The organism is Rhizobium nepotum 39/7 (genome assembly GCF_000949865.1).
GTDB lineage: Bacteria > Pseudomonadota > Alphaproteobacteria > Rhizobiales > Rhizobiaceae > Agrobacterium > Agrobacterium nepotum.
Genome location: NZ_JWJH01000043.1, coordinates 1 through 13,936 on the forward strand (window position 1 = coordinate 1; position 13,936 = coordinate 13,936).

Genomic DNA, 13,936 nt, shown 5'->3' on the forward strand with positions numbered 1-13,936 from the left:
TGCCGTCAATGCGCATCGAAAATCGCGCTTACGTCATAAGCACTCCGTGGGGCGTTTCAATTTCGCTGAATGCAAGGTTTTATCGTCTGGTGGCGTTCTGGTATTAATGTCAGCACTAATGCTGGTTCGAATGCCAGAACATCGCCTGATTTGCCCGATCAGCAAAAACCGTTTACCGGACGCTCACGTTCGAGGAGGGGTAACCCACTGAAAGTACCGCCAAGGTGCTATTCCGGCTGGGTGAGAAAAAAAACGGCTGGCAGCTGGTATTCTGGTTCACCATCTCCCAACGGATGGCTTGCCGGCTAGCACGCCGTCGACGTGTTGATAGACGGCGATGCCGCAATCTCCGCGGCGGCCCATGAGGCGGAACATATCTCGGGATGATCGATGCGCCTCCGTCACTATTCCGGGCTCGAACTCTTATTTGCTCAAGGCCGAAAGAGGTTCCACCGGGTCCACGATCAGCGTTTCGGGAGCTGCTCCTTCAATCCCGGCAGTCAAGGCGGACTTGATCCGTGCATCTCTTTTCAAGGAAAGCCGAACTCGGCAGGCTGTTACCAGCTGACATGCTTGGCAAACGGGCCGTTGTGGGCAAAGCCTTGGTACTAGGATGCTTTGCCAATTGTTGCTTGGTTTCGATCGCTTCTGTCCTTGCGCAGGCTTGTTCGTCATTCAGGATATGCCTGCCTTGGACCTCAGGAGGGCAGAGACCATGGGTTTGATTGTGAATTGCCCCTGTGTGGCTCGCTTGGTGAGATCACGCAGGTAGGCACCTGCAGAGTTGATCTGCCCTCCCCTTTCGAAGATACAGGCAATGGCGGTACCAGCGTTTTCGGGGCCCATGATGAGGCAAGCTTCTTGGAAAGCTGATGGAGTGATCTGAAGCATGGATCGCAGGACTGCAGTCGCTGTCAAGAGGTCCCGCCAGGATCGGACCGTTCCACCGGGCCCATAGGGGTGAATTTCAGCGCATGCGCGCAGCACGGTGTCCAGCGGGACCGCCGGTTTAGAGGATTCGATCGGATCACCTAGATCGTTCTTAGCTGATCGGTATTTCTCTTTTGTAGCCTCAGTGGCTGGCGGTGAGTTGCATGTTCTGGTCGTTGGTACTTCTTCCTTTGCTTCAGATTCATAGAAGGATTGTGTTTGTGAATCCTGTATGTGGCGCTCATTTTGGGACTCTGTGGTGCGCATATTTTGCGTTTTGTCGTGGTTGTCGAGGAGTTTGACGATTATCGTACGAAGCTCGATCAAGCGGTTTAGCAATATATCGAGTTCATCGAGCGAAGGCCGACGGGGCAACGACGCAAGAACGCTGCGAAAACGGTCGTGAAGCTGCACCCATTCACCTTTAACGCCTTCGGCCAATGCCATCTGGATAAGCTTGGATATGTCGCGCCGGCAGAGACTGATCCGCTCTTTTGTTGCATGAAGATATTCCCGATCAGCGATTATTTTCGCTGCGGTGTTCTCGATCTCCTTTGCGCGCGCCAGCAGCGGAGTCAGATTGAAGCCGAAAGCTTCATTGATCTCCCCTGCCCTGTTCCGGCGGGCAAAGCGTTTTCCGTTGGCGCTGTCTTTGCGAAGGATAAGACCAGCATCGACCAGCGCGGCCAGATGGCGTCTCAGCGTAGCTGCAGTCATCCCTCTTGCGCGGATCGAGAGCTGGGCGTTCGACGGAAAGACGACAAGGTCGTTCGTCGCACAGAGCTCGTCTGACGGATAGAACGACAATAGAGCATCGAGGACCGATAGCGATCGGTCAGATACATTCAACACCTCTCGAGCTTCGCAGACAGCTCTGAAGAGTCTCCATTTATTTCTTTTGGTCTCTGCTGGTGCCTCGCTGATTTGTCGTTGCTGTGCCAATAAGGCAAACGTCATCGACCGCCGCCCAAATGGCGTCGTCACATGTCCACTGTCCATTTCCTCACCTTTCATAAGGCAAAAGAAATTCGCTCACCAAAAACGGTGCCAAGACTCTTGACTGTGATTCGTGGAAATGCGATTCTCGATCTTGCTTAAGGACTTGAGGAAGGCTTCCACGACGGGAACGTTTTGGTGGCCTTTTTCTTTGCGCTATTGCTCCTTTGACCTAAATTAATTGCTTTGCCAGACCTTACTTAACGCGGTCCGATTGATGAACGTACTCGCGCACGAGCTCAGGTATCCGTTCTGCCAACCATCGGGCGAACGCATCTTCCTTTTTTGGAATGGTGATGGTGGTACCCGAAGATGAGCGTTTCATGCGGCCGAACAGTCGCTCGCCGACCGCAAAATTGATCGCTTCGGCTGACCCGTCGGGCTCCGTAAAGGTGATGCCGCTGGCGCTGTCGATTGCCATACTGATCCGGCCGGCTCCATCTCTCGACTGGAAGTCCGTAGTGTCAAGAATTTTGCGAACAGCAGCGATCTTGCTGTGGTCTTTCAGAAGCTCGGAAAGAGCGGTCCATTTCGGACGGCCGACGGATTTGGCCCGACCAATAGCAAAGATAATGTCAGTCGGAATTACCGACGTGACCCGAAACAACTGTGATACTGCAGCTTCCGACAGAGCCAGCACTGGACAAATCTGACGATGAGAGAAACCGGCTTCCTTTAACTGAACTGCCCACATCGCCTGCTCTATCCAGGTAAGGTTTTCACGGGGACCATTTTCAACCGCTTGTTCTTCGATGAGTTGCCGGTCCGTAAGATTGCGGACATGCGCTCTTATCTTAACCGTTTCCGGTCGCTCGGCTTCTGCCATCAAGGACTTTATGGCTGCCAGACGGCGGTGGCCGTAGGCCAACTGGTAATGGTCAGGTTTGGTTGGATGCGGCCGAACGAGAACGGGGATTTTTTGTCCTTCAGACGCGATAGAAACCCTTAAGGCCTCAAGTTCCGCTTCGGCTTCCTCATCATTGTTGAACCGGTCCCGATAGGGCGATCGATCGATTTTAGCCGGATCTATTGAAAGGATGCTATCCTCACCAAGGTGGGTAAGGGACTTTCCGATGTTGGCTATAACAGGCGATGAATGCCGTCTCGACAGAATTGGCTTTTCGGCCACGTCGGGCTCAATTGTTTCGGTACGGTTGCCGGCCTCCTCGGCCATGCGCTGAAGGATGCTCTTTTTCATGGGCTGCGTCCCCAGATTTTGTGAGCGAGTGCCAAGATCTCGAAGTTCACTCGATCGGCGCTTTCGAGCGCGCGTTTGAGTGCCTCCCTGCCCACCTCCCCTGTCTCCAACTCGTAAAGGGATTTCTTAGCCACGGCGGCCCCAGCAATAGCGGTCGACTCTAGGGCTTCTGCGACGAGAACGTCATCACCGAATAGTCGCCGCATAACGCCGCCCATGTATTTTTGCGGGCCATCGTTTGGATTCACGCGCGTGAGCAGAAATCGGAAGAAGTCGTGTTCGAACTTGGCCCCGAACTGTGCGAGTACCTCGGACAGATCCGAGATCATGATCAGAAATTGATTGCAGGACGCAACATCGAGCATGGCCGGATGTACGGTGATGATGAGCGAGGTCGCAGCATACAGTGCGGCGAGGGTGGAGTAGCCCAGTGAGGGGGGTGTGTCGAGAATGACAAAATCATACAGGTCATCGACGCTTGCTATAGCGGTATTGATCCGCTCAAAGAAAAGACCAAGCTCGTCACGAGATTTCGAAGTCAGATAGGTAGGCGTGTCGAACTCAAAGTCCATGAGTTCGAGGTTGCCGGGAACAAGATCAACGCCGGGGAAGTAGGTTGGTCGGATGATATCCCGAAAGGACCTCCGCTCATTATCGTACCGGATCGCAGCGTAGGCCGTCTCGTTGTCATTAAGATCGAATTCCGGCTGGATTCCGAACAACGCGGTCATTGAGGCTTGCGGATCAAGGTCGATACACAGAACCCTATAGCCTTGCAGACCAAGAAAATGTGCGAGATGAATGGATGTTGTGGTCTTTGAACTTCCGCCCTTGAAGTTTGCAGTGGCAAGGATCTGAAGCTTCTCGCCGTTTCGGCGGTGAGGCACAAGGTGTCCGGCGTCGTCAGGGCGTAGCGAAGCCAGAAACGAGCGCAGTTCCAAGACCTGCTCTACCGTGTAGGTCCGGCGGTTGTTCTCCGCTCGATCGGGAACGGGTCCTTTTCCTTCGATTGTGAGTTGGCGTAGGGTGCTCTCAGGAACGCCGAGGAGCCGAACCAAATCGACGGTCGAGAACGTTTTTGAGAACGTCTTTCGTGCTTCCGGTGGATAAACTGCTTCTCGCATGTCTCGGAGCTCCGCAGAAAGTTTCGACGTGTACATGCCGATTTTCAATGCGGTGTCGCTGGCGCTCTTGGATACCATCTGATGCATCCGGTCCTCTTGACGGTTTAATTCACTTTACGGGGTCGTTTCCGTCATGATTGGCAGACGTCGTCCGATTCCACAAGCCCTTTTTGGTTAATGAAACATTAACGATGCTGTTGGCGCCAACCTCCATATTCGAGTCAGTGTCCCGACTTTACAGTTGTTAAGTTCGAGGGCCCGCCCCGTTGCGCCGACTCGAACTTTACAGCTGTAAAGATTTCTCTGTAAGACCGGAAAGGTTTCGGGCGCTAGTTTCGATCCGGCGATGATCAGGTGCGTGTCCCGCGGCAACGGTTGATGTCGGGCTGGCTTCTGTCTCTCGCTTCATTCGTCTTATCGGGGAGGTTATCCGGCGGCCTCTCCTCACGAGGCTCCGCCCCTATCCACCACAATCCAACCCCAGCGCAAACTTGCTTTCACTGTGGCTGGCCCTCCCCGCCCTACTCTATAGTGGCCGAGGACTACATGCCACTCACTCGATAGTGCAGGGTGGGCCGAAAGCAATGACTACTGTAAGCGCGCGGTCACCGATCTGAACGCGGTCCTTTGACTGATGGGTGAAATTGTTCATGGAGAGCGCGATGGTCGATCGGCATGGACTTCTCAAGGAATAGCCTCAGCGAGAAGACCATGGCAGGAGCTGGAGTAGTCGTCAGTTGTTCTTGTCAGCGGGGATTTGGAGACGGTGTTTGAGCGTCGGCCTGACTCTCGCGGGCCATGCACCATGAAAGTCTTCCCGTGGTAGCGCTTGAAGGGGCCGACCCATCTGGTGGAGCGTCTTTTAGATATAAGATTCAATCATTTTAAAGTCATCTGGCTCATAAGTACCGACATTGCTAGCGGTGGTTTCGATGCGTTGTGTTTTCTATAAGTCTATCTTGACCGGCTTGGTCTCAGTGGCAGCCTCCCTGGCGCTTTCGTACAGCGTCGTACCGTTTCTGGGTGGGCGCGTAGAAGGTGCCGGTCTGCTTATGACAATCTTTTGCCCGTTGGCGATATCGATCCCCGCTTCGGCACTCCATTTTAGGCAGTCGGAAAAAGTGCGGCAGGCGGAAGCCGCGACAAGAGAGGCATTGAAAAAGCTCGCGGATGCCTATGAGACGCTTCGTCTTCAGTCACGTACAGACGGTTTGACGGGGGTCCTGGCACGAACGGCGTTCATGGATGATCTTGAGGTTGCAAGTCAGCAGGGTATGGCGGGAGCGCTTCTTTTTCTGGACCTAGATCATTTCAAGGTAATCAATGACCGCTATGGCCACGCTGCGGGCGATGAGGCGCTGCGCTGTGCCGGCCGGATCCTCGCTCGCTATCAAACGCAGTCGGACTTTGTAGGACGACTTGGCGGCGAGGAGTTTGGCGTGTTTCAAAGCGGCTTGACGTTCGATGAAATGCTTGGCCGTTGCGAGCAGCTTCGAGAGGAAATCGCGGGGATTATCCTGCATGCGCCATCCGGCCTACGTGTAATGATGTCTGCAAGCATAGGTGCATGTCACTGCCCCATGGGGTTTGATCCATCCGAATGCCTGAAGGCTGCGGATGAAAACCTCTATCAAGCAAAGGCGCTCGGCCGGAACAGGGTCGTCGCGTAAAGCCTCTGCAGGCGACATCTGCTGTAAATGGGGAAGCAAAGCGCAGCTCCTGGCGTTCGCTCATTCCGGCGGCGGTGCGCCTCGTTGACGGTAGGAGAGAAGATCCGGCGCGTCGCCCGGAGCGGGATGCGCTTCCAGATCGGCGATCAGCGATTTCATCTGCGCGATTTCGCGAACCTGGGCTTCGATGATGCCGTCCGCGAGCTTGCGCACCCGTGGATCTCGGATATGGGCGCGTTCGCTGGTCATGATCGCAATCGAATGATGCGGTATCATCGCTTTCATGTAACTGACGTCGTAGACCGTTTCCTGGCTGCGGACAAGCCAGAGCGAACCGGCGAATACAACGACGCTCGTCGCGATGATGGCAGCGTTTGTCGTCTTGTTCTTGTACATCGACCACATGAATAACATCATGATGATCGCCATTACGGCACCCATCAGCAGCGCCATCCATGTTCGTGTCTGGCCATAGGTCATATGATCAAGAGCGTAGGTGTTAAGGTACATCAACCCAAACATCACCACTGTCGAGGTGACGATCATTGCGGCAAAGCGACCGTAAGACATGGTTGCCTCCATTTCGAGAAATAAGGCGAACTCGTGCCGGCAATGATCGTTCCAAATCGAGCAAGTCCTGGCACCGCCTGCGTTAGGACTCCTGATCCATCGATCAGACCACGAGTCGGGCGGCGCGTCCTATCTTCCGTTCGGTATTGTTGTAGTAACCCGACGCCTGGGTGACCGACTTGTGCAGGGACTGCTGCATCGCCTCCGGCAAAGGGACACCGCGGTTCGCCGCCTCGGTCAGATACCCCGCGCGAAGTCCGTGCGCCGAAAACTGTGCCGGGTCCAGCCCGGCCTGCCTGATGCGCGTTTTCAGGATGAGGTTTACAGACTGCGGCGTCATCGCGCGCCGATCGAGGTTGCCCCATTTGTCTATACGCCGAAAGACGGGACCTACTTCGATCTTCGCCTCTGTCAGCCAATGCTTGAGTGCCGTCACAGGCCTGCCGATCAGGACCACTTGCTCGTCGTCATCCGCTGAAGTGGTCTTGGTGCGGCCGAGATGGATCGTCAGGCAGGGGAGGAGAGGGGAGTGCTCGTCAGCCGGATTGGTGCGGACCGGATCCTCGTGCACCAGATCCTCGACGCGCAGTCCTGCCACTTCGGATCGGCGTCTGCCGCCGGATGCGAATGCCATCAGAAGCAGCGCCCGATCGCGCAGATCGACCAGCCGATCGCCCGCGCAGACCGCCAACAGTTTGGCAAGGATATCACCGGTGACTGCCTTCTTGCTTTTTCTCTGACGCGGCCGATTGCTGGCGCGAACCGCTAACCGGAGTGCGCTTCTCAGCGACGGCGCCGAAAACGATCCGGTCAGCCCGCGCCAGCGCGTCAGGATCGACCAACTCGTCAACCGGCGGCGGACGGTCGCCGGCGCATGCGGTCCGGTGCTTCTCAGCAAGCCCTTGAGGCGGAGAGCGAACGCGACGTCCTCGGGCATGCCATGATCGGCGTTGGTTCCCCGCTCGACTGGGTCCCAAAGATGGTGGGCGACGAATTTCAGAAGCAGACTTTCAGGAGCAGGCCAGGGGAGGGGAGTGCCGGCTGCCAGAGAGCACCACGCCTCGAGATATGCAAGGTCGGATGCAAGGGCCCGCATGGTGTTGTCGCCCATGCCTTCGCTGGCGAGGTGCTTGAGCGTCGCGACGTCGTCGTCGGTGAGAAGTTCGGCGAGCTGGTCTCTGCGATCAAACGGCAAGATGGCGTCGAGGGCATCCAGTTCCTCGGCGCGCTTTAGAACGTTATTGCCTGAAACCGATGGCTCAGTGCTCATGTTCGAGTGGCCCCACCACGGTGATCCCCTCACCACGGGCGGCGATGGCCATCTTTCGGTCCCCGGTCGCCAGAGGCAGCCCTTGCGTTCTGGCAAGCGCGACATAGCTCGCATCATATGCGGTCAGCGTGTAACGGGCCGCCAGTTCCAGGACCAGGCCGTCTCCGCCCGATCCGGCATCCTCGAGCGGCAGCCCTCGCAACTGTGTCATCAGCAGGATAGGTTCGCCGGGGCGAAGGCGGCCACGCCGTTCGGCCACCAGAAACAGATTGCGGGTTTCGAACCAGAACAGTGCCGGCACGAGACCGACCGTCGACCGTATCTCCGACATCAGTCGATCGGCGGCGTCGTGTTGTTCGTCGGGCAGAAACCAGGCGGCGGCGATGGAGGCATCGAGAACGAAGGACATCAGTAACGGCGGCCTTCATCGCGCCATTCGCGGATTTCGTCCTGCGTGGTGACGGGCCGGCCGACGCGCTGGGCCTTGATTTCGGCGATCAACGCATCGACATCGTTGTCGCGGCGGATACGGGTAAGCCGGGCTACGGGCGTATTGCCGCGCGAGATAATCACCTCCTCGCCGGCTTCGACTTTCGCCAGCAGATCGGACAGGTGGGTTTTGGCCTCGGCGACCTTGACGGTAACAGTCATGTTGATTGCTCCAGGGTTCGTCTCTCTCGTCGAGCAGACGTCAGTTTGCAGCGTTTTTCGACATTCTACGCAATCATACGGCGGTTTTTGTAAGTTGGTCAAGACCTAACCATATCACTATCGATACATGAATATTATCGATGGTTAGAGCGCCCAACCGCCAATCATAGCATGTGAGGAACTCTAATATTCAGCTAGAGTTCATGTAGGAAATCATTTACCATGATTTCAATGACTTATGATTTTTCAAAAATCAGCATGAACGTCCTGATGCGGCCGGCCTTCGAGGCTGGTGTCGCGCTCACGCGTCTCGACGAGCGCATCGCCCGTTCACCCGTCGGCGCGGGTTTTCTCGAGCGTCAAAATTTCGCCGATGCCTGTGCGTCGCTGTGGATCGATGGCGAACTCGTGCATCTCGAGGACCTCGTCCTGCATGACGCCACCCGTGACATCCGCACCCCCACCCACGAACTCACCATCGCCCGCGACGTGCTGCGCACCCGCCGGCGCATCGCAGCTCAGCTTCCGGCCTGGCCCTTGTCTGCAGAGGGTATCCGAACTTTGCGACAAACGTCCGACATAAGTCTGGTCGGAGCTGAGGCGGTAGAGCCGGCCGGTTTAGTCCGGTCCGCGATCGAGGCAAAGAATCCGGAAGGGGAGGGGGAAGATGTCGACGACGTCGAGAACCTTCCAGGTGTTGACTACGCCGCCATCGACGCGGTTCTGGCCCGATCGGAGGCGGCGATCGAGAACGCAACCCGGCCCGACCGTGGCGGCGCGGCGGAAAAGGATCCGCTCGTCTATCACCTCGATTGGGACGAAGATTCCAGGCTCGAGGAATGGCGCGGCGTGTTGCGCCAGGCAAACGACCTGCCAGCGGCGCTGCAGGCAATCATCGCCCTCGATGCCTGGAACGAGCTGTCCGTGCTTCAGCACGCCCCTTGGCTCGGCCGCCTGTTTTGCGCTTCCATCCTGCGCCACGCCGGTATCACCACCGGCGCTCATCTCGCGGCCATCAACCTTGGCCTGAAAACCATTCCCGTCGATCGACGTCGTCATCGAAATCGGGAGACCCGGCTGCTCGCCATCGCCCACGGACTGATCGCGGCCGCCGAGATCGGGCTCAAGGAGCACGACCGGCTGGTGCTGGCGAAGACAATGATGGACCGAAAGCTGGACGGGCGCCGGACGTCTTCAAAACTGCCGGAACTGGTCGAGCTGGTGATGGCGAAGCCATTGGTGTCGGCCGGGATGGTGGCGAAAACGCTGGACGTGACGCCGCAGGCGGCGCGGCGGATCGTTTTGGAGCTGGGCCTGCGCGAGATGACGGGGAGGGGGAGGTTTCGAGCATGGGGGGTAATGTAGGTTGTGCGCCCACACAAGCCTACCTTTAGCGCAGGGATTCGGGACGTCCCAAGTCGGCGGGCCTTGTGTACAACTTTAAACTTCATCTTGCTGCACCCCGATCAACCGTTACAAAGGTACGAATAACGTATTTCTTACTACGGGTGCGTCGATTGAAAATTATATCCGTATTCAACGCCTGGGCATTGGCACTTGCCGGTAAGCCAAAAGAGACGCCCACAAAATACGTGGATCTTGCTCCAACTGACGAAGCTGATGAGCACGGTATTTACTCTGACGCTCTGATGGTAGCCACCAGCAATAGGAATGTCTCCAATATTGCCCTGACGGGACCTTATGGATCAGGAAAAAGCAGTATCATTAAGACCTTCCGTCGAAAGTACGGGAGGCCTGTTCTCCAAATATCACTTGCAGCCTTTCTCCCTGAAGCCGACAGTTCCGTAACAACCAACGAGACCCACGCCGGCGCTCCCAGAAAGGGCAACGTCAGCAAACAGGAAATCGAGCGGAGCATCCTCCAGCAGATGCTCTACGGCGCGGATGCCAACAGCCTTCCGCTTTCACGCTTCAAACGTATCCAAACGCCCAAATGGTGGTCAAAGTTTACCTCACTGTTCATCATGGCTGGACTATTTTCCTGCTGGCACATTTTCAGGAAAAGCGATGACGTGTTGAGCGGTGCTTTTTTCAAGCCCCTAGACGTCACGAACTGGCTGAATATCGCAACCACTGCAGCTGGATTTGTTTTCATATGGCTCGCATTCCATCAGATATACATCAAAAGTCTCGGGCTATCCCTAAAAAGCATTTCTCTTAAAGATATTGAGATAACGCCGGAAAACGCAAAAGAAGAGTCTATTCTCAACCGACACCTGGACGAGATCATATATTTCTTTCAGGCAACGAAATATGATTTGGTTATTATTGAGGATCTGGATCGCTTTAATAACCCTGAGATTTTTGTAACGCTTCGCGAAATAAATAGCCTGGTAAATGCCAACGCAGGGGTCAAAAGGCCGATACGCTTCCTCTACGCCCTTCGCGACAACATGTTCGTAAACACGGATCGAACCAAATTTTTCGAGTTTATTGTTCCTGTCATACCGATCATCAACAGCTCTAATTCGATCGACAAGGTGATCGAGCAAGGTCAACGCCTATCGTTGGACGAAAGATTGGACAGGCAGTTCCTGCGTGAGGTGTCTCGTTATCTAAGCGATCTGAGGTTGATTCATAACATCTTCAACGAATACACTGTTTACGTCGCAAACTTGGAGACCGACGGCGAGAACATTCTCGATGCCAATAAGCTCCTCGCTATTTTGATCTACAAGAACGTGCTCCCAAGCGATTTCGAGGATTTGCACCGCGAAAAAGGAAAGCTTGCAGAAATTCTCAGTCGGCATGATGCATATGTCATAGATGCCGAAGCGCAGTACAAAGCCCAAATTTCGCGACTTGAGTATCAAATCAGCGACGCTGAAAAACTTGTACCGGGCGATCTCGAAGAACTTCGCAAGATTTATGCAATGGCTCTGATCGCGAAACTTCCGCAAGGTTTCATGTCAATCGTGGGAAGCAGTGGTGAAATTATCCCGTTTTCTGATCTTACCGGGCATCAAGCCTTCGAGGCGATCATCGAGCAGGACCAAGTCACTGCGCTCCAAGTATATTATAATAACCGCCAAAATTTTAGCATCAAAGGATTTCAGAAAACCGTAAGTGAAGTCGCGACTTATCAAGATCGAAAGGCGCTAATTGAGCACAGATCCGCCGAAAATAAACATGCTACAGCGAAAGCTACTCAAGAACTCAGGTCGAAGATTTCCTTTCTACGCACCGCAAAATTTAACGAGTTAATCCGCACAAATGCAGGAAACATCGAAGAGCTATTCGACGCGTTCGGAGAGAACAGCGACCTTATTCGGTTTCTGGTAATTGAGGGATTCCTAGACGATACCTACTATCAATATACTTCGTTATTTCACCGCGGCCGGCTTTCGCCTTCCGATAACAAGTTTCTCATTCAAATCCGTAGCTTTAAAAATCCGGAACCCGATTTCCAAATCGATAACCCTACGGAAGTCATCGCTGCGATGCGTGAAGATGATTTCAGACAAAAATTCGTCCTTAATAAAACGTTGGTCGATTGCATGTTTGGCAATCGAGACCACTACCGAGGCCAAATCACCAAATTAATTGACTTTATCTCGGCGAATTATGCGGAATGTTCTACCTTCTTTTCTGCCTACTACCAGACGGGCAAATGCAATGCTGAACTCCTTATCGCTCTCGCCCATAGGTGGCCGGGGTTCGTTGCAGCTGCAATTGCGGCTCCGGACAATATCATTCATGTCGCACGGATGATCGCGCATCTACCTGAGATGGTGCTTGAGACATTACCTAGCAAGGCTGCAGGATTATCCGATTTCTTAGCGGCGAACCTTGAGCGGATTTTGGCTCTTCAGATCGATTTTGAGCCTAGCCGATTGGCTATTTTTCAATTTGAGATGGTAGATCTTAAAAGCATAGGGCCGTATCCAGCGGCTGCCCGACTTTTGAGCGACCACGGCCTTTACAAGATCACCGTCGAGAACTTGGATTTCATATTTCGCGACGTGCTGGGCTCCAGCGCTGCAGGCGATCTGAAGAACAAGCACTATTCGACCGTTTTGCGAACGGCTTACGCGCCGTTGGTCGACAAGGTTCATAATGATTTTGAGTGCTACCTCAAAGACGTTCTCCTCCAAGCTAGCAACATTGAGGAGGATGTTTCAGCGATCGTCGACGTAATCAACAACGATGAGATCGAAACGGAAAATCTGGAACAATTCCTCGAGCAGCAACGAGCGAAGCTGCCTAACCTCGAGCAAGTTCCGGCTCGACTTCGATCGTCGGTGTTTCGATCGCACAAGATCGAAGCATCATGGGAAAATTGTTTGAGATACCTATCGAGTGACGAGTTCGACGCGCAAACACTCACAGCCTTTCTTCAAAATCCCGAAGTTCTGTCTACACTTTCGCAGGTCACGATTGGCGAGCTGAAGGAAGCTCTTCCTCTGCGTCAGTTCCTATTCAATAACAGCGATTTCGACGTCGACTCCTACCACAGCTATCTTCGTGCTTTACCTAGGAAATTCAATCAGTTCCCTGAGGGCGTTGGCGTAGACAAATTACGTATACTCGTCGAAGAGAACGCCATCATCTTCTCTGAAACGGCATTTTCCTTTTTGGCAGGCAACGATGAACTGCGAGTTTTGTTTGTGGTAGAGAACTTCGACGACTATCTCGCTAGGGAAGACAAGTTCTCGGTGGACGACGACTTTCGCGAAAAGCTTCTCACCTCAAACATCAGCGATGAGCGGAAGCTCAAAGTCATTGATAAGATGGACCTGACGGCGCTGGTGAGCTCACCACATCGTGCTTCGATCGTTGGCCGGATATTCCATCGCTCCAACGCCGACGTGAGTCACCTTTCGCCAGACGCAGCTTACGCGTTGGTCGTAAACGCCGAACCCGTCGCCGTCCAAATCGCATTGTTCAACAGATGCCAAAAGCTGATGTCCGACGAGCAGATCAAGGCGGCAATTCAACAGCTACCAAAACCATTTCCTGAAATCGAACCAGGGTGGCGGCAGCCGACGATACCCAACACTCCAGAATACCAGGAGTTTGTGCGCTGGTTGCAGTCGCGGTCAGTCATTTCCTCTTCGAAGTTGACCTTCTTTGGGGACGAAATTCGCATCTTCAACTTTAGGAAGTAGTAGCGATGACTGCTAAGGCTAGGAATCTCACCGGTGTCTGCCCACTTTCCCTAGGCGTCAGCCTCCCACCTGATTGTTGTCATCAAATCCATCGCCGCTTGCCATTATCAAATTAAGTGCCGCGCTATCTTATTGAAATTATTGTATGCGGAGTCTTGCGATTCAATGCAAAACGACACCGACCCACGAGCTGACCATTGCACGCGATGTTTTGAAAACCCGCCGATGCATAACCGCTCAGCCGCCTGACTGGACGCTCTCGCCTGAAGGACTCCGCAGCCTACGCGGGCAGGCGTGGCCTGCACCATCATCTGGCGGCGATGGCAGCGTCGTGGGCGAGGCCAGCCGTCTCCCTTGTTCAACCGTAACCGCCCGATTGGCACCGCCTGCCGCCTAAC

General features: G+C 54.4%; 11 protein-coding genes and 1 pseudogene. 5 read left to right on the forward strand and 7 right to left on the reverse strand.

Annotated features, from left to right (window positions below; translation table 11 throughout):
• A partial coding sequence (locus RS75_RS27010; protein ID WP_210165686.1) for a hypothetical protein occupies nt 1-211 on the forward strand: 211 nt, incomplete at its 5' end.
• 464 nt (nt 212-675) lie between these two features.
• Here the strand turns inward: RS75_RS27010 and repC are convergent.
• The 3 genes from repC to repA form a co-directional block, all read right to left on the reverse strand.
• Nucleotides 676-1,929, reverse strand: a complete 1,254-nt coding sequence (gene repC / locus RS75_RS23870) for a plasmid replication protein RepC (protein ID WP_045025093.1) — start codon at nt 1,927-1,929, stop codon at nt 676-678.
• Nucleotides 1,930-2,122: 193 nt separating this feature from the next.
• Complete coding sequence (gene repB / locus RS75_RS23875) at nt 2,123-3,124, reverse strand: plasmid partitioning protein RepB (RefSeq protein ID WP_045025096.1); 1,002 nt, start codon at nt 3,122-3,124, stop codon at nt 2,123-2,125.
• The gene (repA, locus tag RS75_RS23880) at nt 3,121-4,326 is read right to left on the reverse strand and encodes a plasmid partitioning protein RepA (protein ID WP_407691589.1); all 1,206 of its coding nucleotides are present in this window, start codon (nt 4,324-4,326) and stop codon (nt 3,121-3,123) included. The genes repB and repA overlap by 4 nt, the downstream gene beginning before the upstream one ends.
• Nucleotides 4,327-5,180: 854 nt before the next feature.
• On the opposite strand from repA, the gene RS75_RS23885 reads away from it, so the two are divergent.
• Complete coding sequence (locus tag RS75_RS23885) at nt 5,181-5,918, forward strand: GGDEF domain-containing protein (protein ID WP_045025098.1); 738 nt, start codon at nt 5,181-5,183, stop codon at nt 5,916-5,918.
• A 60-nt stretch (nt 5,919-5,978) separates the two neighbouring features.
• On the opposite strand, the gene RS75_RS23890 is transcribed toward RS75_RS23885, so the two are convergent.
• The 4 genes from RS75_RS23890 to RS75_RS23905 form a co-directional block, all read right to left on the reverse strand.
• A complete protein-coding gene (locus RS75_RS23890; RefSeq protein WP_045025099.1) occupies nt 5,979-6,488 on the reverse strand; it encodes a DUF305 domain-containing protein in 510 nt (169 codons plus the stop codon).
• A 103-nt stretch (nt 6,489-6,591) separates the two neighbouring features.
• Complete coding sequence (locus RS75_RS23895) at nt 6,592-7,758, reverse strand: site-specific integrase (RefSeq protein WP_045025101.1); 1,167 nt, start codon at nt 7,756-7,758, stop codon at nt 6,592-6,594.
• The gene (locus tag RS75_RS23900) at nt 7,748-8,167 is read right to left on the reverse strand and encodes a type II toxin-antitoxin system VapC family toxin (RefSeq protein WP_045025103.1); all 420 of its coding nucleotides are present in this window, start codon (nt 8,165-8,167) and stop codon (nt 7,748-7,750) included. The genes RS75_RS23895 and RS75_RS23900 overlap by 11 nt, the downstream gene beginning before the upstream one ends.
• Nucleotides 8,167-8,409, reverse strand: a complete 243-nt coding sequence (locus tag RS75_RS23905) for a type II toxin-antitoxin system Phd/YefM family antitoxin (protein WP_045025105.1) — start codon at nt 8,407-8,409, stop codon at nt 8,167-8,169. Before RS75_RS23905 ends, RS75_RS23900 begins: the two co-directional genes overlap by 1 nt.
• A gap of 222 nt (nt 8,410-8,631) precedes the next feature.
• Here RS75_RS23905 and RS75_RS23910 point away from each other — a divergent pair, with 222 nt between their 5' ends.
• The 3 genes and pseudogenes from RS75_RS23910 to RS75_RS27535 form a co-directional block, all read left to right on the forward strand.
• Complete coding sequence (locus RS75_RS23910) at nt 8,632-9,774, forward strand: RHE_PE00001 family protein (RefSeq protein WP_045025107.1); 1,143 nt, start codon at nt 8,632-8,634, stop codon at nt 9,772-9,774.
• A 152-nt stretch (nt 9,775-9,926) separates the two neighbouring features.
• On the forward strand, nt 9,927-13,538 hold the full coding sequence (locus tag RS75_RS23915) for a YobI family P-loop NTPase (RefSeq protein WP_234704327.1): 3,612 nt from the start codon (nt 9,927-9,929) through the stop codon (nt 13,536-13,538).
• A gap of 175 nt (nt 13,539-13,713) precedes the next feature.
• Nucleotides 13,714-13,869: pseudogene (locus RS75_RS27535) on the forward strand (RHE_PE00001 family protein); the annotation flags it as partial.
• Nucleotides 13,870-13,936: the final 67 nt, after the last annotated feature.